Origin of the sequence: Ornithinibacter sp. (assembly GCF_035443565.1) — a bacterium.
Lineage (GTDB): Bacteria > Actinomycetota > Actinomycetes > Actinomycetales > Dermatophilaceae > Fodinibacter.
In genome coordinates, this window is the sequence record NZ_DAORSO010000035.1 from 3211 (window position 1) to 22143 (window position 18933).

Annotated in this window: 20 protein-coding genes and 1 tRNA gene; 9 read left to right on the top strand and 12 right to left on the bottom strand. The window is 70.9% G+C overall.

All coding sequences use genetic code 11. The features are described from left to right. Positions 1-869, bottom strand: an 869-nt coding sequence (locus tag PLL68_RS06025; RefSeq protein WP_324532598.1) for an ABC transporter ATP-binding protein, incomplete at its 3' end; no start/stop codon positions are given. A 119-nt stretch (positions 870-988) separates the two neighbouring features. On the opposite strand from PLL68_RS06025, the gene PLL68_RS06030 reads away from it, so the two are divergent. Then, complete coding sequence (locus PLL68_RS06030) at positions 989-2401, top strand: MFS transporter (RefSeq protein ID WP_324532601.1); 1413 nt, start codon at positions 989-991, stop codon at positions 2399-2401. Here the strand turns inward: PLL68_RS06030 and PLL68_RS06035 are convergent. Next, positions 2364-3041, bottom strand: a complete 678-nt coding sequence (locus PLL68_RS06035) for an alpha/beta hydrolase (RefSeq protein ID WP_324532603.1) — start codon at positions 3039-3041, stop codon at positions 2364-2366. The genes PLL68_RS06030 and PLL68_RS06035 overlap by 38 nt on opposite strands. Then, the gene (gene dcd, locus PLL68_RS06040; protein WP_324532605.1) at positions 3038-3613 is read right to left on the bottom strand and encodes a dCTP deaminase; all 576 of its coding nucleotides are present in this window, start codon (positions 3611-3613) and stop codon (positions 3038-3040) included. The genes PLL68_RS06035 and dcd overlap by 4 nt, the downstream gene beginning before the upstream one ends. A gap of 196 nt (positions 3614-3809) precedes the next feature. Between dcd and PLL68_RS06045 the strand changes: the two genes are divergently transcribed. Then, a tRNA-Gly gene (locus PLL68_RS06045) sits at positions 3810-3883 on the top strand. 72 nt (positions 3884-3955) lie between these two features. Here the strand turns inward: PLL68_RS06045 and PLL68_RS06050 are convergent. The 4 genes from PLL68_RS06050 to PLL68_RS06065 are packed head-to-tail and all read right to left on the bottom strand — an operon-like array spanning position 3956 to position 5545. Continuing rightward, complete coding sequence (locus PLL68_RS06050) at positions 3956-4408, bottom strand: hypothetical protein (protein ID WP_324532607.1); 453 nt, start codon at positions 4406-4408, stop codon at positions 3956-3958. Positions 4409-4454: 46 nt separating this feature from the next. Then, positions 4455-5057, bottom strand: a complete 603-nt coding sequence (locus PLL68_RS06055) for a DUF6584 family protein (protein WP_324532609.1) — start codon at positions 5055-5057, stop codon at positions 4455-4457. 10 nt (positions 5058-5067) lie between these two features. Then, entirely contained in the window at positions 5068-5379 is a 312-nt protein-coding gene (locus PLL68_RS06060; RefSeq protein ID WP_324532611.1) for a hypothetical protein, read from the bottom strand. Next, entirely contained in the window at positions 5312-5545 is a 234-nt protein-coding gene (locus PLL68_RS06065) for a hypothetical protein (RefSeq protein WP_324532613.1), read from the bottom strand. The genes PLL68_RS06060 and PLL68_RS06065 overlap by 68 nt, the downstream gene beginning before the upstream one ends. 110 nt (positions 5546-5655) lie before the next feature. On the opposite strand from PLL68_RS06065, the gene PLL68_RS06070 reads away from it, so the two are divergent. Then, positions 5656-6759 (top strand): lactonase family protein, encoded by a 1104-nt coding sequence (locus tag PLL68_RS06070; protein ID WP_324532615.1) that lies wholly within the window; start codon positions 5656-5658, stop codon positions 6757-6759. Between the two features lie 99 nt (positions 6760-6858). Continuing rightward, positions 6859-8730 carry an acyl-CoA dehydrogenase gene (locus PLL68_RS06075; protein ID WP_324532617.1) on the top strand — a complete coding sequence of 624 codons (1872 nt, stop codon included), beginning with the start codon at positions 6859-6861 and terminating at the stop codon, positions 8728-8730. A gap of 157 nt (positions 8731-8887) precedes the next feature. Here the strand turns inward: PLL68_RS06075 and PLL68_RS06080 are convergent, their stop codons facing one another. Beyond that, positions 8888-9136: a DUF6458 family protein gene (locus PLL68_RS06080; RefSeq protein WP_324532619.1), complete on the bottom strand. Its 249-nt coding sequence runs from the start codon at positions 9134-9136 to the stop codon at positions 8888-8890. Between the two features lie 341 nt (positions 9137-9477). Then, positions 9478-10869: an FAD-binding oxidoreductase gene (locus PLL68_RS06085; RefSeq protein ID WP_324532621.1), complete on the bottom strand. Its 1392-nt coding sequence runs from the start codon at positions 10867-10869 to the stop codon at positions 9478-9480. Positions 10870-10996: 127 nt separating this feature from the next. Between PLL68_RS06085 and PLL68_RS06090 the strand changes: the two genes are divergently transcribed. Next, entirely contained in the window at positions 10997-11899 is a 903-nt protein-coding gene (locus tag PLL68_RS06090; protein ID WP_324532623.1) for a putative endonuclease domain-containing protein, read from the top strand. Between the two features lie 70 nt (positions 11900-11969). Here PLL68_RS06090 and PLL68_RS06095 read toward each other — a convergent pair whose 3' ends face one another. Together PLL68_RS06095 and PLL68_RS06100 are read right to left on the bottom strand one after the other, a co-directional pair. Then, positions 11970-12809, bottom strand: coding sequence for a nitrilase-related carbon-nitrogen hydrolase (locus PLL68_RS06095; protein ID WP_324532625.1), 840 nt, complete (start codon positions 12807-12809; stop codon positions 11970-11972). Positions 12810-12902: 93 nt separating this feature from the next. Continuing rightward, positions 12903-14918, bottom strand: coding sequence for a bifunctional copper resistance protein CopD/cytochrome c oxidase assembly protein (locus PLL68_RS06100; protein ID WP_324532627.1), 2016 nt, complete (start codon positions 14916-14918; stop codon positions 12903-12905). A gap of 27 nt (positions 14919-14945) precedes the next feature. Here PLL68_RS06100 and PLL68_RS06105 point away from each other — a divergent pair, with 27 nt between their 5' ends. The 4 genes from PLL68_RS06105 (at position 14946) to PLL68_RS06120 (ending at position 18523) form a co-directional block, all read left to right on the top strand. Further along, positions 14946-15794: a maleylpyruvate isomerase family mycothiol-dependent enzyme gene (locus PLL68_RS06105; RefSeq protein ID WP_324532629.1), complete on the top strand. Its 849-nt coding sequence runs from the start codon at positions 14946-14948 to the stop codon at positions 15792-15794. 11 nt (positions 15795-15805) lie between these two features. Then, positions 15806-16279, top strand: coding sequence for an SRPBCC family protein (locus PLL68_RS06110; RefSeq protein ID WP_324532631.1), 474 nt, complete (start codon positions 15806-15808; stop codon positions 16277-16279). Between the two features lie 73 nt (positions 16280-16352). Continuing rightward, a complete protein-coding gene (locus tag PLL68_RS06115; RefSeq protein WP_324532633.1) occupies positions 16353-16856 on the top strand; it encodes a MarR family winged helix-turn-helix transcriptional regulator in 504 nt (167 codons plus the stop codon). Then, positions 16853-18523, top strand: a complete 1671-nt coding sequence (locus PLL68_RS06120; RefSeq protein WP_324532635.1) for an MDR family MFS transporter — start codon at positions 16853-16855, stop codon at positions 18521-18523. Before PLL68_RS06115 ends, PLL68_RS06120 begins: the two co-directional genes overlap by 4 nt. A gap of 66 nt (positions 18524-18589) precedes the next feature. Here the strand turns inward: PLL68_RS06120 and PLL68_RS06125 are convergent. After that, the coding region (locus PLL68_RS06125; protein ID WP_324532637.1) for an HAD-IA family hydrolase at positions 18590-18933 on the bottom strand (344 nt) is incomplete at its 5' end.

The window sequence follows — 18933 nt, forward strand, 5'->3', positions numbered from 1 at the left end:
TCGACCCAGCCGACCGGGCGACGGGAGCCGTCGACGACGAGCAACCACGCGGCATCCGAGGGTGGGGGAACTTCGCCAAGGAGCACGGTGGGTTCGGCGCGCAGCGGCAGTCGCGGCACCTGCTGGAACTGCAGGGCGCGGTACCCGCGGTCGCGCCCCACGAAGTCGGCGACGAAGTCATCGGCCGGGTGGGCGAGCAGGTACGCGGGCTCGGCGACCTGCGCGAGCCTGCCGCCGACACGCAGCACGGCCACCTGGTCCCCGAGCTTGATGGCCTCGTCGATGTCGTGCGTCACGAACAGGATGGTCTTGCCGAGCTCGGACTGAAGGCGCAGGAACTCGTCCTGCAGCTGGTCGCGCACGACGGGGTCGACCGCGGAGAACGGCTCGTCCATGAGCATGACCGGGGGGTCTGCGGCCAGGGCACGGGCCACCCCGACCCGCTGCTGCTGCCCGCCCGAGAGCTGGGCCGGGTAGCGCGCCCCCAGCTCGGGGGCCAGGCCGACGCGTTCGAGCAGCTCGGCCGACACGTCGCGGATGCGCTTCTTGTCCCAGCCGAGCAGCCGCGGGACGGTGCCGATGTTGTCGAGCACGGTGCGGTGCGGGAAGAGGCCGGCGTGCTGGATGACGTACCCGATGCCGCGGCGCAGCTCGGCGGCGTTCATGCGGCCGGTGTCCTGGCCGTCGAGGCTGATGGTGCCGCTCGTGGGCTCGATCATCCGGTTGACCATGCGCAGGCTCGTCGTCTTGCCACACCCCGAGGGCCCGACGAGCACGGTGATCTTGCCGGTGGGCGCGGTGAGGGTGAGGTCGTCGACCGCGATGGTGCCGTCAGGGAACTGCTTGGTCACGGCATCGAACCGGATCATCAGGTGCCCCCAGCGGGTGGTGTCGGCGTGGTCCTCAAACCTAGTCGAGCAAACCGACAGGAGGGCGGCAACGACGCAGGGGCGCGGCATCCGTCGAACGTCCGTGATACGGATACGGCGTGCCCGCCACCTCGCCCACCGACTCCCCCGACGCCGATCTGCTCGCCCGCGACTCCCGACGCGGGCAGCTGGTGCTGTCGGGGCTGATCCTCGGCTCGGCGGTGGCGATCCTCGACGGGTCGGTCGTCAACGTCGCGCTGCGCTCGATCGGCAGTGACCTCGGCGCCTCGCTGGCCCAGCTGCAGTGGGTGGTCAACGGGTACCTGCTCGCGCTGGCCTCGCTCGTGCTCGTCGGGGGTGCGCTCGGCGACCGGTGGGGCCGGCGGCGGGTCTACCTCGTGGGTGTCTGGTGGTTCATGCTCGCGTCGGTGGCGTGTGCGGCGGCGCAGAGCCCGGGTCAGCTCATCGGGCTGAGAGTGCTGCAGGGCGTCGGCGCGGCGCTGCTCACGCCCGGGGCGCTGGCGCTGATCCAGAGCGCCTTCCGCGCGCAGGACCGGGCGGCGGCGATCGGCACCTGGGCCGGGGTGTCCGGGGTGGCGGCGGCAGTGGGGCCGCTGCTCGGGGGCTGGCTGGTCGACCACGCGAGCTGGCGGTGGATCTTCGCCATCAACGTCCCGTTGTGCGTCGCGGCGATCGCGTTGGTGCGCCGGGCGCCGGAGAGTCGGGATGCCGCTGCCACGGGACGCTTCGACGTCCCCGGTGCGGTGCTCACCGTCGTGGCGCTGGGCGCTGCGACCTTCGCCCTGACCGCAACGACGGAGGCGTCGACCACCGTGCTGGTGGTGGCCTGGGCCGTGGCGGCCCTGGCCGTGGTGGCATGGATCGCGGTCGAGAGGCGCACGGCATCCCCACTCGTTCCCCCGAGCCTGTTCAGCTCGCGGGTGTTCACGGCGGCGAACGCGATGACGGTGCTCGTCTACGGGGCGCTCGGCGGGGTGTCGCTGTTCACGGTGCTGCAGCTTCAGGCGGCCGGGTGGGGGGCGCTCGAGGCGGGGCTGTCGGGTCTGCCGATCACCGTGGCGCTGCTGCTGTTCTCGAGCCGGGCGGCGGCGCTGTCGGCGCGGATCGGGCCGCGGATCCCGATGACGGTCGGGCCGCTGCTGTGCGCCGTCGGGGCGTTGCTGCTGCTGCTCGTCGCGGGTGGGGCCACGTGGCCTCGGGTGCTGCCGGGCATGGTCGTGTTCTCGCTCGGGCTCGCGCTGCTCGTGTCACCGCTGACGGCGACGGTGCTGGCGGCTGCGCCCGGGCGGTATGCCGGTGCTGCCAGTGGCGTGAACAACGCGGTCGCTCGGGCGGGGTCGCTGCTGGCGGTGGCGGCACTGCCCGCGCTGGTGGGGCTGAGCGGCGACGACTACCTCGACCTCGACGCGATGACGGCCGGGTTCCGCGGGGCGATGCTGTGGTGCGCGGCGCTGTTGGCGCTCGGTGGGGTCGTCAGCTGGTTCGGCCTGGCCCGGCAAGAGCCTCGCTGACGAATCCTGCGACGGTGTCGTGCCAGCGGCCGGCGTGGCGCAGCATGGCGTGGTCGCCGCCGTCGACGACGTCGTGGCGCACGTCGACCCCTGCGGCCGCGTAGCGCGAGGCGAGGATCGCGGTGCGGGCCGGGTCGGTGATGCGGTCGCGGCTGCCGTGCATGAGCAGGGCGGGGATGCCGGGGCGCGGCTCGCGCGCGTCGCCCGCGATCCAGGGGGCGAGCGCCGTCACCCCCACGACGTCGGGCTCGTCCGCGAGGCGGAGCACGACCCGGCCGCCCATCGAGTGACCGACGAGGGCGATGGGGATGCCGGGGTGCACCTCGCGGATGCGGTCCAGCGCCCAGCGGGCGTCGCGCAGGGGGTCCTCGGCGGGGCCGTTCCAGCCGCGGACGCGGTTCTTCAGGCGGAGCACTGCGACGTCGTCGCCTGCTCGGCGGCTGATCACCGAAGCGAAGGGCACCATCCGCAGGACCGCGAGTCGACGCCAGGTGACGGTGTCGGTTCCAGTCTCGGCGCCGCCGTGGATGACGAGGGCGAGGCCCTTGGGGTGCGGCGGGGCATGACCGCGCAACTCGGCGCCGTCACCGCCCTCGGCTGAGAGCAGCCTGCGTGCGCTCGCGGCGCTGGGGGTGGTCACACGTCGGCGCGGTGGAAGCTCGCGAAGCTGCGGCTGGCCGTCGGGCCTCGCTGGCCCTGGTAGTGCGAGCCGTAGGTGGCCGAGCCGTAGGGGTGTTCGGCCGGGGAGGAGAGCCGGAAGAAGGCCAGCTGGCCGATCTTCATGCCCGGCCAGAGCATGATCGGCAGGGTCGCGACGTTGCTGAGCTCGAGGGTGACGTGGCCGGTGAACCCAGGGTCGACGAAGCCGGCGGTGGCGTGGGTGAGCAGGCCGAGGCGACCCAGGCTGGACTTGCCCTCGACGCGGGCGGCGAGGTCGTCGGGCAGGGTCACGGCCTCGAGGGTGCTTCCGAGCACGAACTCGCCGGGGTGCAGCACGAACCCGTCGGAGGGGTCGACCTCGACGAGGCGCGTGAGGTCGGGCTGGTCCTGCGAGGGGTCGATGACCGGGTACTTGTGGTTGTCGAACAGCCGGAAGTACTTGTCGAGGCGCACGTCGACGCTGCTGGGCTGGATCATCGCGGGATCCCACGGGTCGAGGACAACCCGCCCGTTGTCGATCTCGGCCCTGATGTCGCGGTCGGAGAGCAGCACGAGGGGAAGGCTACCGCCGACTGCCCCTCCACCCCCGCCGAACTTTCTCGCCCGATGCCAGGACCTTCACCTGCGCACCACTACATAACTGGTGCGATGGTGAAGCTTCGGGTGCGAACCCCGGATGCCGTGACGACCGCCGCACCGCGCTTGGGTTAGACTTCCGACGCCGCTTCGGGCCCCGTCCGGGCGGCGTGCCGATGTAGCTCAATGGTAGAGCGCCAGCTTCCCAAGCTGGACACGCGGGTTCGATTCCCGTCATCGGCTCCACAGCATCACTGCGTTCCAGCCCAACTCGGGCGCCATGTTCCTCGGTCGCCGCTCGATGAGCATGGGCGAGCCTCAGGACGGGAAGTCGCTCCCGGCATCCAGCCGCAGTTGCAGCAGAACGTCCAGCGCGACCGAGTCGCCGTCCCGCCCGCCGGCACCGACCTGCATCGGGGCGTCACTCGGGTCGACGTGGATGCCGACCAGCCGGCCGCGCAGGCTCGGCGCGGCAACGAGGACGTACCAGCGGCCGTCCACCCCCACGGCGTTGCGGCGATCGCGCCGCACGTACCACCCGTCGACATCCGTGCGCAGGGTGCCCTTGCCGCTGTAGGGCATCGCCCGCAACCGGGTGGGCTCGATGCCCGCGGCCCGCATCGCCTCGGCGAAGGCCGCCACCATCGGTGCCGTGGCGCGCGCCTCGGCCTGCGCTGCCCGCTCGGCAGCGAGTCGGTGGTACTCGGCGTTCTCGCGCGCCTGCTGGCGACGGGCGGCTCTGGCGTCTGACGGCTCGCTCTCCTGGCTCACCCGCCGATCATCCCAGCCCCGGTCCGCTCACACCTGGCGGGTGGGCTCAGCCCGGGACGACCCAGCCCAGCGCCGTCACGAACCCGATCACCGCGAACACCACGAACAGCACGGCGAGCACCCACGCGACGAACCACGAGGCGTCGAACTTCCCCTCCTCCTCCTCGGCATCAGCAGAGGGGTGAGCCGTCAGCTCGGTGCTCGGCGTGGCCGCAGGCTCCACGGACGAGGCGTCGGGGTGTGGATCAACCACGTCGGATGCCGTCCGCGACACCTCCGCGTCGACGTCACCTCCCGCCGCACGGGCCCGCTCGCGCAGCGCCTCGATCCGGCGCGGCAGCGGGTCGACCCGCACGGATGCCGGCAGCGACCACCACATGGCGGCGAAATCGTCACCCGACTGGGCACGCCACGCCGCCACCGCGGCATCCACCTGATCACCCTTGGCGCCGGTGGCGAACCAGATGGCACCGGCACGGGGCAGGTCACCCATGCCCTCGTAGACCTCACCGAGCAGCGCCATCGCCTCGGGGTCCTTGACCGCCTCGACGTGGGCGGCCAAGAGGTCGCGCGCACGCCAGGCCGCACCTGCCTCGAGGGCTGCCTGGGCGCGCGTGAGCACCTGCTCGCGGGACCCGTTGCTCACCATGACCGCCAGACTAGGCGCTGACCTTCCGGCTGGAGTCCACGACGTGCTCGGCGACGGCTGCCGCGCTCAGCGCGATGACGGGCACCATGGCGACCGCGGGTCGGTCGGCGTGAATGGCGTGCAGCCCACCGAGGCAGAGCAGGAAGATCACGACTGCGGCGCTCAGGAGGAGCCCAACCGTGCGGTCGGAGCTCTCGCTGCGGTCGCAGCCGAAGATGAAGATCGTGCGGTCGTCCTCGACGAGGTCGGCGTTCTCACGCTTGGAGTACAGCCACCACATCGCGAAGACGATGACCAGCCCGCCGATGATGAGCGGCAGCATCTCGGGCCCCACCGAACCGGTGGCCTCCGTGGCCCCGTGACGCCGCGAGCGTGGACTTGCCGTCGGCGAACAGGTCGGGGATCGAGGCAGCGAGCACCAGACAGCCGGCCATGATGACGAACGCCAACAACCGGAAGATGACGTCGTCGTTGTCATGGGCGGACATGGATCACACTCACCGCACGAGGATGAGGATCAGCCGTGATGCCCACCACACGGTTCTGGCCCGAAATCACCACCGGTCGCTGTCTGGACAGGTCCCTATGCTCGGCTGGCATGACCACCACGAACGACCTGCTGCTCATCGCCAACGCCGGCGACGGCACGATCAGCGCCCTGCGCCTGCACCGCGAGCCGGACCCCCACCTCGAGGTGCTCGCGACCTCGGCCGACCTGCCCGGCTGCAGCACCTTCGCCATCGACCCCGACCACGACCACGTGTACGCCGCGTTCAAGGGTGACCCACCCGGTATCGCGACGCTCACACTCGACCGGGAGACCGGCATCCTCACCGAGATCGCGCGCACCCCGGTGGAGGGGTCACTGTCCTACCTGGCCCTGACTCCCGACGGGCGTTCGCTGCTCGGCGTCTCGTACGGCGGTGACTTCGGTGCGGTCTGGCCGGTCGAGGGCGGGTCCTCGGGCAGCCCGGGCTCCCTGGGTACCGCGCACTCGCGCTTCGAGCACCGCAACCTGCACTCGGTGCTCGTGCACCACCTCTCTGTCGACGGCGCCGATGCGGATGCTGATGCCATTGACACCCTGCGCGTCTACGCCGCCTCGCTCGGTGACGACCTCATCGCCCAGTTCGCGATGGCCTCCGACGCCAGCGGCACCCTCACCCCGCTCGATCCGCCGACCGTCCCCGCCCCCACGGGCAGCGGCCCCCGCCACCTCGTCGTCGAACACGTCGGTGGCGCGGCCAGCGTCTACCTCGTCACCGAGTTCTCCGGCGAGGCCATCCGCTACACCGTGGACGCCGACGGCAGGCTGCACCCCGCCGAGTCCGTCACCGTCACCGACCCGGATGCCGGGCTGCACCACAGCAGGATCGGCGCCGACCCGATCGCCGGGCACCTCATCTGGGGCGCCGACATCCACCGCGCCGGTGGGCACCTCATCACCTCGGAGCGCACCTCGTCGCAGTTGGCGGTGACCACGCTGGGCCCGGGCGGCGAGCTCGGGCCGGTGCTCGGCTTCACCCCGACAGAGACCACCCCGCGCGGGTTCGGCGTGAGCCCCGACGGCCGCTTCGTCGTCGCGGTCGGCGAAGGGTCGACACACGCCCAGCTGCTCGAGGTCGGCGACGACGGCACTCTCACCCCCGTGGACCGGGTGCAGATCGGTGTCAAAGCCAACTGGGTGCGCTTCGTGACCTGACCGACGTGAGGTGAGTCACGGCATCCCCCTTGTTTTTTGTTACCGCCGGGTAGCACACTGGTAAGCAAGCGCTCACCTGCACCCCGGAGGGACACCGTCATGGGCCACTACAAGAGCAATCTGCGAGACATCGAGTTCAACCTCTTCGAGGTGCTCGGCCGCGGCGACGTCCTGGGCACGGGCCCCTACGAGGAGGTGGACGTCGACACCGCGCGCGAGATGCTCAAGGAGGTCGCGCGCCTGGCGGAGAACGAGCTCGCCGAGTCCTTCGAGGACTCCGACCGCCACCCGCCCGTCTACGACCCGAAGACGCAGGCCGTGACGATGCCCGAGTCGTTCGCGAAATCGTTCAACGCCTACCGCGACAGCGGGTTCTGGAGCATCGACCTCAACGCCGAGCTCGGCGGCACGGTCGTCCCGCCGAGCGTGCGTTGGGGCGTCAACGAGATGCTCCTCGGGTCGAACCCGGCCGTGGCGATGTTCGCTGCGTCGTACGGCTTCGCCAAGCTGCTCCACGCCCTGGGCAACGACGAGCAGAAGAAGCTCGCCCAGTGGATCGCCGACAAGGGCTGGCACTGCACGATGGTGCTCACCGAGCCGGATGCCGGGTCGGACGTCGGCGCCGGCCGCACCAAGGCGGTCGACAACGGCGACGGCACGTGGACCATCTCCGGCGTCAAGCGCTTCATCACCAGCGCCGAGTCCGACATGGTCGACAACGTCGTCCACTTCGTGCTCGCGCGCCCCGAGGGCGCCGGCCCCGGCACCAAGGGCCTGTCGCTGTTCGTGCTGAGCAAGTACGAGGTCGACCTCGAGACCGGTGAGCTCGGCGAGCGCAACGGCGTCTACGTCACCAACGTCGAGAAGAAGATGGGCCTGAAGGTCTCCACGACCTGCGAGCTGACCTTCGGCGGCGAGCGCCCGGCCGTGGGCACCCTGCTCGGCGACGTCCACGACGGCATCGCCCAGATGTTCCACGTCATCGAGAACGCCCGGATGATGGTCGGCACCAAGGCCATCGCGACGCTGTCGACCGGCTACCTCAATGCCCTCGACTACGCCAAGCAGCGCGTCCAGGGCGCCGACCTCACCCAGTCGACCGACAAGACCGCTCCTCGCGTGACGATCACGCACCACCCCGACGTGCGCCGCTCGCTGATGACCCAGAAGGCGTACGCCGAGGGCCTGCGTGCGCTCGTGCTCTTCACCGCCAGCCAGCAGGACATCGTCGACCAGGCCCGCCTGACCACGGGCTCGGAGGAGTTCGAGCGCGGCTCGGCCGCCGACATCGCCAGCCGGGTCAACGACCTGCTCCTGCCCATCGTCAAGGGCCTGGGTTCCGAGCGTGCCTGGGTGCTGCTCGGCACCGAGTCGCTGCAGACCTTCGGCGGGTCCGGGTTCCTCCAGGACTACCCGATCGAGCAGTACGTGCGTGACGCGAAGATCGACACGCTGTATGAAGGGACCACGGCCATTCAGGGCCTGGACTTCTTCTTCCGCAAGATCGTGCGCGACAAGGGCCAGGCGCTGACCTTCCTGTCCTCGCAGATGCAGGAGTTCGCCAAGGACCTCGGCGCCCACGACGGCCGCCTCGACCGCGACCGCGAGCTGCTCGGCCAGGGCCTGGAGGACGTGCAGGGCATCCTCGGGTTCATGGTCGGCGAGCTGATGAAGTCCGACCCGCGCAACGGCGGCGAGATCACGAACATCTACTCGGTCGGCCAGAACACCTCACGGCTGCTGCTGTCCGCGGGCGACCTCGTCGTCGGGTGGCTGCTGCTGCGTCAGGCCGCGGTGGCCCTGGACGCCCTTGCCGCCGGTGCCTCGGGCAAGGACAAGGACTTCTACGAGGGTAAGGTGGCGGCGGCGCAGTTCTACGCCCGGCAGGTGCTGCCCCGACTGAGCGCCGAGCGGGCGATGGCCGAGGCCACCGACTCGATGCTCATGGACGTGCCCGAGTCGGCCTTCTGAGTCACTGCCCCATCCGGTCGGGGCCTTCGGGCCTCGACCCCTGAACCCGGGGCGGGCGCGCAGCCCCTTTGCGTGTGCCCGCCCCGCACCACGAGAACCGAACGGCCCACCCCGCGTGCGGGGTGGGCCGTTCGTCGTTGCGGCGCTGCGCGCAGGCTCAGCGGGGGTCGACGTCGGTGCGGTCGATGCGGCTGCCGGTTGCGGGGTCGACGTGGCTCTCGCGGGTGGCCGAGTAGCCGGCGGCCGTGCGGCGGGTCGCGAGGAAGGACAGCAGGATCGCCACGACGCCTGCGCCCATGAGGATGTAGCCCAGGGTGTCGTCGCTGACCCCCGGGATGTCGATGTTCAGGGCGAAGGCGAGGATGGCGCCGAGGACGAACAGGACGATGCCGAGTCCGATGTACATGAGGGCTCCTGTTTGGGGGAGAGAAGTGCCGGGTTCGGCTGTGACCCATCGACGCTACCCGCCGGTAGTGGTTGAGATGTGTCCCAGATGCACGCCAGTTGTCGGGGCGGTGGTGGTCGGATGGCGCGCCACGGTCGATCGCGCGTTCAGACGTCGCGAGTTCGGATGCCACGCAGCACTTCGATGGGCACGCACCAGTTCAGATCCCCGCCGGAAATTACTGCGTGCGATCTGAGGTCCTGCGTTCGGATCGAAGTCCTGCGTTCGATCCGAACTTCTGCGTTTGCCGGGACCGCGTGCGGCCCGCCGAGCTCAGTCCCCGCCGTCGCGGCGGGGTGCGTTCAGACGAACGAGCCCGGGTTGAGGATGCCGTGCGGGTCGAGGGCCACCTTGATGCGCCGGTTGAGTGCCATGACGTCCGGGCCGAGCTGCGCCTCGAGCGAGCCGGCCTTGAGGCGTCCCACCCCGTGCTCGCCGGTGATGGTGCCACCGAGGGCGATAGCCGCGGCCATGATGTCGTCGAACGCCAGCCGGGCCCGCTGCTCGGCCTCCGGGTCGCCCCGCGGATAGATGATCGCCGGGTGGGTGTTGCCGTCGCCGGCGTGCGCCACCATGGGGATCTCGAGGGCGTGCCGTTCGGCGATCTCGGCGACGGCCGCGAGAAGCGCCGGGAGCTGCGGCACCGGCACGCCGACGTCCTCGGGCAGCACGTGCCCGCGCGCCTCGAGCGCGGTGAAGTGCAGCCGCCGGGCCCGCACGAACATCTCCCCCTCGGCCGGGTCGTCCGTCGCGAAGACCTCACTGGCGCCGGCACCCTCGCAGGCGGCCACCGCGGCCGCGACCTCGTCGGCCCGGGCCGCGCTGGGAGCGTCGGACTGGATGAGAAGGAGCGCCCCGGCATCCCGGTTCAGTCCCATGGGGCTGTGGTCCTCGACGGCGTTGATGGAGCCGTGGTCCATGAGCTCGACCATCGAGGCGCGGACCGTTCGGCCCAGGGCGATCACCGCGTCGGCCGCGACGGCGACGCTGGGGAAGGTCGCGACGACGGTTGCCGGCGGTTGCTGCCCGGGCACGAGCCGCAGGATGGCCCTGGTGACGACGCCGAGCGTGCCCTCGGAGCCGACGAACAGCTTGAGGAGTGACAACCCGGCGACGTCCTTGACGCGTTTGCCGCCGAGGGTGACCAGCGTGCCGTCGGCGAGGACGACGTCGAGGCCGAGCACGTAGTCGGTGGTCACGCCGTACTTCACGCAGCACAGCCCGCCCGCGTTGGTGGCGATGTTGCCGCCGATCGAGCACATCTCGAACGAGCTCGGGTCGGGTGGGTACCAGAGGCCGTGCTCGGCGGCGGCGCGCTTGACCTCGACGTTCAGGGCGCCGGGCTCGACGACGGCGACCCTGGCGTCGACGTCGATCTCGACCGCTCGCATCCGCTCGGTCGACAGCACGATGCCGCCGTCGACGGCGAGCGCCCCTCCCGACAGTCCGGTGCCGGCTCCGCGAGGGACGACGGGGATTCCGTGCCTGCTCGCCCAGCGCATCGTCGTCACCACGTGGTCGGCGTCTTCAGCGCGCACGACCGCCGCGGGATGGCCGGCGCGGGCGTCGTGCGTCCAGTCGAAGCGGTACTTCTCGACGGCATCCTGCTCGGTGACGACCACCCCGGCCGGCAGGGCGGCGACCAGCTCGGCGACGGCGCGCTCCACGGCATCCACGGCATCTCTGGCATCCATCCCCCCATTCTTCGCCGTGAGTGCGGAAGTGGTGGCCAGGACAGCCACTTCCGCACTCACGGCCAGGGCAAGGAGTGGCTGTGGAAAACTTCGCGGCCCTTACCCCCAGTTCGCCCAGACTGCGGTGATGGGAACCTGGGGGGAGCTCGCGGCGGTGCAGGCGGGGGCGCTCTCCCACCGCCAACTCACGGAGCTGAAGGTCACTCGCGCGACCGTGCGGAACAAGCTGGAATCGGGCAGGTGGCAGCGGCGTACCGAGGAGGTCATCACCACGACCACCGGCCCCATGTCCGTGGAACAGCACCGCTGGGTTGCCGTGCTGCACTGCGGTCCCGGTGCCCTGGTCGGCGGCCTGAGCGCGGCTGCCGTCCACGGTCTGAAGAACTGGCACCGCGATGAGGTCCACGTCCTCGTGGGCAATGACCACTCGTTCGAGCCCGTCGAGGGGGTGGTCACCTTCCGAACACGCAGGTCGCTGCCACGGATGCGCCATCCATCGCCACTGCCCACGTGCGCACTCGAGCCAGCGGTTCTGTTGTGGGCCGGGCATGAACCTCATCCTCGGTCGGCCATGGGTGTCCTGGCAGCCGTGGTGCAGCAGCGTCTGACCACTGCGGCGAAACTTGCCTCGTGGGTCGAGGCCCTGAAGCCGCTGCGTCGCGCACCGGCGATCCGCAGCCTGCTGACGGACCTCGCCGGCGGATCCCAGTCGATGGCCGAGGTCGATGTGCTCCAGATGTGCCGCGGCGCCGGGCTCGCCATCCCGGATCGCCAGGTCCCGCGCCGCGACAGTTCAGGCCAGCTCCGCTTCACCGACTGCGAGTGGCACCTGAAGGACGGCCGCACACTCGTCCTCGAGGTCGACGGGCTGTTCCACCTCGAGATCCAGCACTACGAGGGGGACGTCCGCCGCCAGCGGCGACTCACCACCCCCACCCGCATCGTGGTCCGCTGCACGAGCAACGAGCTGCGACACGAGCCCTGGGTGCTCGCCGCGGACCTGCGGGCCCTGGGTGTGCCGCCAGCATGAACCCTCCAGCCGTGAGTGCGGAAGTGGCGGTCAGGGCAGCCACTTCCGCACTCAAGGCCGGGAGGGTGGGTCAGAGGCGACGGTCGCCGAGCACCGGGAAGGCCTCGCGGTACTCCGCCGTCGCAGCGAGGTCGACGTCCACCGAGAGCACGCACTCCACCGCTCGCCCGCCGTCGCCACCGGAACTGTGCCCGTCACCGGCGGCCGCGGCGAGCACCGCACCGGTCGCCGACACGACCTGGCTGTGCCCGCCCATCTCGTACCCCCCGTGCGACCCCGCCGTGTTGCACTGCACGACCACGGCCTGGTTCTCCACGGCCCGGGCCCGACCAAGCAAGGTCCAGTGCGCCACGCGGGCCGCGGGCCAGGCAGCCGGGATGACGAACAGCTCGGCCCCGGCGGCAACCTGCCGCCGGTAGAGCTCGGGAAAGCGCAGGTCGTAACAGGTCGACAGCCCCGCGGTCACCGAGCCGCCGTCGCGCAGGGGGATGCCGGTCACGACGACGTCGTCGCCGGCCTCCATGAGCTTGGGCTCGCCGGAACCGAATCCGAACCGGTGGATCTTCCGGTAGGTCGCAAGCACGTGGCCGTCAGCAGCGAACAGCAGTGACGTGTTCGCCAGGTCGTTCCCGTCCACCCCGGCCTCGGGCAGCCGCTCGACGAACGACCCGGCATGCAGCACGACTCCCGCCGCGCGCGCGGCATCCGCCATCGCCCGCGCCCACGGACCGTCGAGCGGCTGGGCGGCGCCTGGCCAGCGGCTGTAGTCGAAGCCCGTCGCGCCCCACAGCTCGGGCAGCACGACGAGGTCGTGCCCGGCCTGGGCTGCGACGAGACCGGCCACCCGCTCGACCCGCTCCTCGAAGGACTCCTCGTCGCCGTAGGCGAGCTGAATGACCGCGATCCGCATCCCCCCATCCTGCCGTGAGTGCGGAAGTGGCTGCCAGAGCCACCACTTCCGCACTCGGCGCGAGGTCAGCCCGCACTCACGGCGGGGGCAGGATCAGCGCTCGGTCTCTCCACGCAGCTGCGCCAGGTGCTCGTTGTACGCCCGCAACTGCGCGTCGCCGTCACGGTCGGCCTGCCGGTCCAGGCGCCGCGACTCGGCCTCGTCCCGCCGGAACCACTGCACGGCCACGATCACCGCGAGCACCAGGGTCGGGGCCTCGCCGACCCCCCAGGCGATCTCACCGGCGCGCTGCTGGTCGGCCAGGGGATCCGGACCCCACGGCAGGTTCAGCTGGGTGAAGAAGTCGGGGGCCAGCAAGGTGTCGCTGCCGGTCAGCGCCACCCCGAAGAAGGCGTGGAAGGAGATCGTCGCGAACAGGATGACGAGCAGCATGAGCGGGTTCCAGCGCGGGACCCCGGGGTCGATGCCGATGAGCACCCAGGTGAACAGGTACCCGGTGAGCAGGAAGTGGGCGATCATCAGCAGGTGCCCGGTGTGGGTGGTCAGCGAGAGCTCGAACAGCCCGGTCCAGTAGAAGGCGGCCAGGCTGAAGAAGAAGAAGCACGCCGCGACCACGGGGTTCGCCAGCACCTTCATCGCCCGGGAGTGCACCACTTGGAGCAGCACCTCACGCGGCCCCCACGTCTTGTCGGGGCGAGCCTTGAGGGTGCGCAGCGCCAGCGTCACCGGCGCCCCGGGCACGAGCAGCAGCGGCACGATCATCGCGACGGCCATGTGCATCACCATGTGCACGCTGAACAGAACCCGCCCCCAGATACCGGGCGCTCCACACGTGGCCCACACGAACAGCGCCCAACCGAGCACCCAGCACACCGTGCGCAGCACCGGCCACGCGTCCCCGCGCCGCCGCAACCGCACGACCCCCGCCAGGTAGAGCCCGACGGCCAGGAGCGCGACGGCGAGGAACAGCCAGTCGATCCGCCACGCGGTGAACCAGTCACCCGATGCCATCGGCCCCGGGTCCGGGTACCCGGTCAGCTCGAGGATGCGGCTCGGAGCAGGCGGGGCGTCGGGCACCGGCGGGATGCTGCGCGCGAGCACCGCGGCGAGCCCGGTGGCGGCGCCCATGACGGCGATCTCGACGACGGCGAGCCGGGCGAACGCGCTGCCGTCACCGGGGTTGGCCGTCAACCGGGTCGCGATCGAGCGGCGGTGCAACCAGCCCAGCACGCCGAGCGCGATGATCGCCACGGTCTTCATCGCGACGACCACGCCGTAGGACGTGGTGATGGCATCGAACGACCCGAGCCGGATCCACGCCTGTTGGATGCCGGTCACGGTCACCGCGGCGAAACACCAGGCAGCGACCGTCGAGTAGCGCGACACGGTGGGGCCGAGGTCTGAGCCGAGACCGCGGCGCATGACGATCAGACCGATCAACCCCCCGGTCCACACCACGACGCCGAGGAGGTGGATCGCCAACGCGTTCACGGCATCCTCATGGCTCGCCGATCCGGCGGCGTGACCCGTCAGCGCGAGGATGACGACGGCGAACAGGGTGAACACCGCGAGCCAGGCCATCGGAGCACGGCGGGTGGCCAGCCGGGCACACGCCGCGACGACCACGGCCACGAGGGCGCTGATGAGCAGGACCCGGGTGGTCTCGAGGGTCCAGACGAACGAGACGAGCTGGTCGAGCAGCTCGGGGCTGGTCAGGGGCGTGCCGGCGAGGTCGGCGAACGCGAGCACGACCTCGAGCAGCGCGGCGATCGCCCAGATCGTGGCCGCGCCGGCGGCGTACCGGGTGGCGGTGACCCGGCGGCTCGTGCGCGACCGCTCGGGCATGAGGAAGGCCGCCAACCCGAGCAGCCCGACGGTTGCGCTGGCCGCGAGGGTGCTGATCGTCGAGACCACCGGCACCCCCCAGCGCACGAGCGGGCCGGGGTCGCCGAGGTCGAGCGGCGCCACGGCGCCGGTGATCAGCGCGGCCACGACCACGGCCACCAGACCGGCTGCGACGGCGAGCCCGAGCGCCCCGTACGGCCCGGCCGGGCCGTGCTGAGCCGCCGACGAGCGGGTGTCGATCGCGGTGTCCTCTCGGGTGGGCATGGGCACCAGCGTAGGTACTGTGGCCGGATGACCCTGCACCCCCCGGCGCCCAGCGACCTCGGCGAGCTCGTCGACGCCTACGCCCAGACGGTGCGCAACGTCATCGACCTCGGTCGAACGACCCGCCCCGGCGACGAGTCGCTGCCCACCGACTGCCCCGGCTGGAGCGTGCTCGACCAGTTCGCCCACATCGCGAGCACCGAGGCGATGGCGGCGGGCGAACCCCTTCCGGACGTCGACGTCAGCCGGCACGAGCACGTGCGACACGCCTTCGGCGAGCGCATCGAGCGCTACCTCGAGTCCCGCCGCGGGCGCAGCCTCGAGGAGGTGCTCGACGAGCTCGAGGAGCGACGTGACGAGCGCCTGGCGCTCTACCGGTCGGGCACCGCCTGGGCGCAGACCCCCGTGGCCGGCCCGTTCGGCCCCACGACGCTCGGGGCGCTGCTCGGCATCCGCGTCTTCGACATCTGGATGCACGAACAGGACATCCGCGAGGCGCTCGGACGCCCGGGCGGCCTGGAGTCCGGGGCTGCGTCGCACACCGTGGCGCAGCTGTTCGGGGCCCTTCCCCGCATCGTCGCGAAGACGGCCGCCATCGAGCCGGGGAACGCGGTCGTGCTCGACCTCACCGGCCCGACGACCGGGCGCGCCGGGGTTCGCGTCGAGGAGCAGGACGGCCGCGCCGTCGGCGTCCCCCTGTTCACCGGCGGCGCCGAGGACCACGGGGATGCCGTGACGACGTCACTCACGATGTCGACCCAGGTCGCGACCCGCCTCGCCGGTGGCCGGCGCAGCCCGCAGGAGGCCCATGTCGTGATCCACGGTGACGACGACGTCGCGCAGCGCGTCCTGGCCGCCCTGACGATCACCCCCTGAGGGCCGGGACCATGGCGACCTTCACGACCTCGAACCGCTCGGTGGCCGACGTCACCGCGGACGTCAATGACGTGTGGGAGGTGCTCACCGACCCCGACCTGCTGGCACGCCTCACCCCGTTCCTGCACTCGGTCACCGAGCACGGCGAGCACTGGGTGTGGCAGCTGACCAAGGTGCCCGTGCTCGGCACGAGCTTCTCGTTCACCTTCCGTGAGCTCATGGCCTTCGACGAGCCCCACCGCATCGACTTCACCCACGACCCGGCCCCGGGCGCCGCCGAGACGGCGGGCGTCGTCGGCTACTACGCGCTGACCCCGCACCCCAGGGGCACCCACCTCGAGACGTCGATGACCATCACCGTCGACCTGCCCTTCCCCGGGCTCGTGCGTCCGGGGGTGACCGCGGCGATGCGCGGAGTCATCGCGATCATGGGTCAGCGCTTCGGCCACAACCTGCTCGCCCACCTCGGCGCGACGAACGCCTGACCCAGCTCCCCGGCATCCGAAAAAACGTGCGCCACGCGGGAATGCGGCACGACCGCATATAGTTGCTTGACTCATGCAACTATCCACGCAGGGTGATCGGATGCCGTTCACGTCACCGCGGTCCTCGCCCACGGCCATCCTGGGCGACGACCTCATCACGGTGGTGAAGCTGCTGCACCTCGTTCGCCAGCACGCACCACGACAGCACCCGCAGGTCGACCCGATGGCCTACCCGCTGCTGTTCAACCTCGTCGCCGCGCCCAAGCGGGTGTCGGCCCTCGCAGAGGCGATCCACTCGGACGTCTCGACCGTGAGCCGCCAGGTCAGCACCCTGGTCGACCTCGGCTTCATCGACCGTGGGCCCGACCCGGACGACCGCCGCGCCCAGGCCCTCACCCTCACTGATGAGGGCCGCACCCTGCTCCTGGCCATCCGCGACGACCGCGACCGCTGGATGCAGGGCCTGCTCGCCGACTGGGACCCCGACGACGTCGCCCAGTTCTCGACCCACCTGCGCCACTTCGCCAAGGACCTCGAAAACTCCCTGACCACCCTCACCTCAAGGACCACGTCATGAGCACCTCCTCCCCCGCCGCTGACGCGGCGTCCGCCACGGCGGTCGACGCCCCGGCCGGGCCGCTGACCCACCGGCAGATCGTCACCATCCTCATCGGCCTGATGATGGGCATGTTCCTCGCCGCGCTCGACCAGACCATCGTCGCCACCGCCATCCGGACCATCGCCGACGACCTCCAGGGCCTGAACCACCAGGCCTGGGCGACCACCGCCTACCTCATCACCTCGACGATCGTCACCCCGCTGTACGGCAAGCTCGGTGACATCTACGGCCGCAAGAAGCTGTTCATCATCGCCATCTCGGTGTTCATCATCGGTTCGGTGCTCTGCACGTTCGCCACCTCGATGGGCTCGCTCGCGTTCTACCGCGCGGTGCAGGGCCTGGGCGCCGGCGGTCTGTTCTCGCTGGCACTGGCGATCATCGGCGACATCGTTCCGCCGCGTGAGCGTGCCAAGTACCAGGGCTACTTCCTCGCCGTGTTCGGCACCGCCTCGGTGCTCGGCCCGGTCATCGGCGGGTTCTTCGCCGGCCAGGACAGCATCCTGGGCATCGACGGCTGGCGCTGGGTCTTCCTCGTCAACGTGCCGATCGGCATCGCGGCGCTGGCCGTCGTGACCAAGACGCTGCACCTGCGCCACACCCGCCTGGACCACCGCATCGACTGGGCCGGGGCCGCGCTGCTCTCGACCTCCCTCGTGCCGCTGCTGCTGGTCGCCGAGCAGGGCCGCGAGTGGGGCTGGGGCTCGACGAACGCGATCATCTGCTACGTCATCGGTGTCGTCGCGGCCATCGGCTTCCTCTGGCAGGAGTACCGCATGGGCGAGGAGGCGATCCTGCCGCTCGCGATGTTCCGCAACAAGACCGTCGGGGTGGCCTCGATCGCCTCGGTGCTCATCGGTGTCGCGATGTTCGGTGGCCTGGCCGCCCTGCCGCTCTACCTGCAGATCGTCAAGGGTGCGACGCCCACCGAGGCCGGGCTGCTGCTGCTGCCGATGACCCTCGGCATCATGATCGGCTCGATCCTGTCCGGCCAGATCATCTCCCGCACCGGCCGCTACCGGGTCTTCCCCATCGTCGGTTCGGCCCTGCTGACGATCTCGCTGTTCATCTTCCACTACGTCGCCTACGACACCCCGCTGTGGCAGACGATGATCGTCATGACCATGTTCGGTGTGGGGCTGGGCTTCAACTTCCAGCCGCTCACCCTGGCCGTGCAGAATGCCGTGCCGCCGCAGCAGATCGGGGTCGCCACCTCGACGGCCACGTTCACCCGCCAGATCGGTGGCACGCTCGGCACCGCCGTGTTCCTGTCGATCCTGTTCTCGACCGCGTCGGAGAAGATCACGACGGCGCTGGCCGCAGCCGTGCCGACGCAGGAGTTCCAGGCCGCCCTGGCCGACCCCGCCAACGCCGCCGTCGCCGAGCAGTTCGCGGCGGCTCAGTCCGGCGGTGGTGCGGCGACCAGCGTGCTGTCCGACAGCTCGTTCCTGACCGGCCTCGACGAGCGCCTGGCCAAGCCGTTCCTCATCGGGTTCTCCGAGGCGATGGACCTGGTCTTCCTCACCGGGTCGGCCATCATGGTGCTCGGCTTCCTCGTGATGCTGATGCTGCCCAGCGTCGAGCTGCGCAAGAGCTCGGGCTACAGCGAGCGCGCCCTCGCCGAGTGACCCGCCCGGCGCCGGGTCGAGAGTAGGCAAATCGCCGTCTGCATCCACGTGCAGGCGGCGATTTGCCTACTCTCGACTGGTGGTGGCCTGTGGGTCAGGGGTGGTCTCGTTGAGGTGGTCCGGGCCGAGGAGGTTCGGGATGCCCGTGAGGTCGCGCATCGTCGCGTGCGCCCCGGAGTCGCGCAGCACCTGCTGCGAGAAGCTCGTCGTCACCCCGACGACGTGGCCGACCCCGGCCGCGACGGCGGCGACCACCCCCTGAGGTGCGTCCTCGCACGCGAGGGCGCGCCCGGCATCCACCCCGAGTCGTTCGCAGGCGAGGGCGTACCCCGACGGGTCGGGCTTGCCCACGGTCACGTCGTCGCGGGTGACGACGACGTCGAACCGGTCGATGCCCCCGAGCGCGGCGA

What these genes read in the sequence shown, in the direction of transcription:
- PLL68_RS06110 (WP_324532631.1), top strand. Translation starts at nt 15,806, where the DNA reads ATGGCGACCTTCACGACCTCGAACCGCTCGGTGGCCGACGTCACCGCG.
- PLL68_RS06060 (WP_324532611.1), bottom strand. Translation starts at nt 5,379, where the DNA reads ATGCTGCCGCTCATCATCGGCGGGCTGGTCATCGTCTTCGCGATGTGG.
- PLL68_RS06070 (WP_324532615.1), top strand. Translation starts at nt 5,656, where the DNA reads ATGACCACCACGAACGACCTGCTGCTCATCGCCAACGCCGGCGACGGC.
- PLL68_RS06115 (WP_324532633.1), top strand. Translation starts at nt 16,353, where the DNA reads ATGCAACTATCCACGCAGGGTGATCGGATGCCGTTCACGTCACCGCGG.
- PLL68_RS06090 (WP_324532623.1), top strand. Translation starts at nt 10,997, where the DNA reads ATGGGAACCTGGGGGGAGCTCGCGGCGGTGCAGGCGGGGGCGCTCTCC.
- PLL68_RS06055 (WP_324532609.1), bottom strand. Translation starts at nt 5,057, where the DNA reads ATGGTGAGCAACGGGTCCCGCGAGCAGGTGCTCACGCGCGCCCAGGCA.
- PLL68_RS06065 (WP_324532613.1), bottom strand. Translation starts at nt 5,545, where the DNA reads ATGTCCGCCCATGACAACGACGACGTCATCTTCCGGTTGTTGGCGTTC.
- PLL68_RS06120 (WP_324532635.1), top strand. Translation starts at nt 16,853, where the DNA reads ATGAGCACCTCCTCCCCCGCCGCTGACGCGGCGTCCGCCACGGCGGTC.
- PLL68_RS06100 (WP_324532627.1), bottom strand. Translation starts at nt 14,918, where the DNA reads ATGCCCACCCGAGAGGACACCGCGATCGACACCCGCTCGTCGGCGGCT.
- PLL68_RS06080 (WP_324532619.1), bottom strand. Translation starts at nt 9,136, where the DNA reads ATGTACATCGGACTCGGCATCGTCCTGTTCGTCCTCGGCGCCATCCTC.
- PLL68_RS06105 (WP_324532629.1), top strand. Translation starts at nt 14,946, where the DNA reads ATGACCCTGCACCCCCCGGCGCCCAGCGACCTCGGCGAGCTCGTCGAC.
- PLL68_RS06075 (WP_324532617.1), top strand. Translation starts at nt 6,859, where the DNA reads ATGGGCCACTACAAGAGCAATCTGCGAGACATCGAGTTCAACCTCTTC.
- PLL68_RS06085 (WP_324532621.1), bottom strand. Translation starts at nt 10,869, where the DNA reads ATGGATGCCAGAGATGCCGTGGATGCCGTGGAGCGCGCCGTCGCCGAG.
- PLL68_RS06095 (WP_324532625.1), bottom strand. Translation starts at nt 12,809, where the DNA reads ATGCGGATCGCGGTCATTCAGCTCGCCTACGGCGACGAGGAGTCCTTC.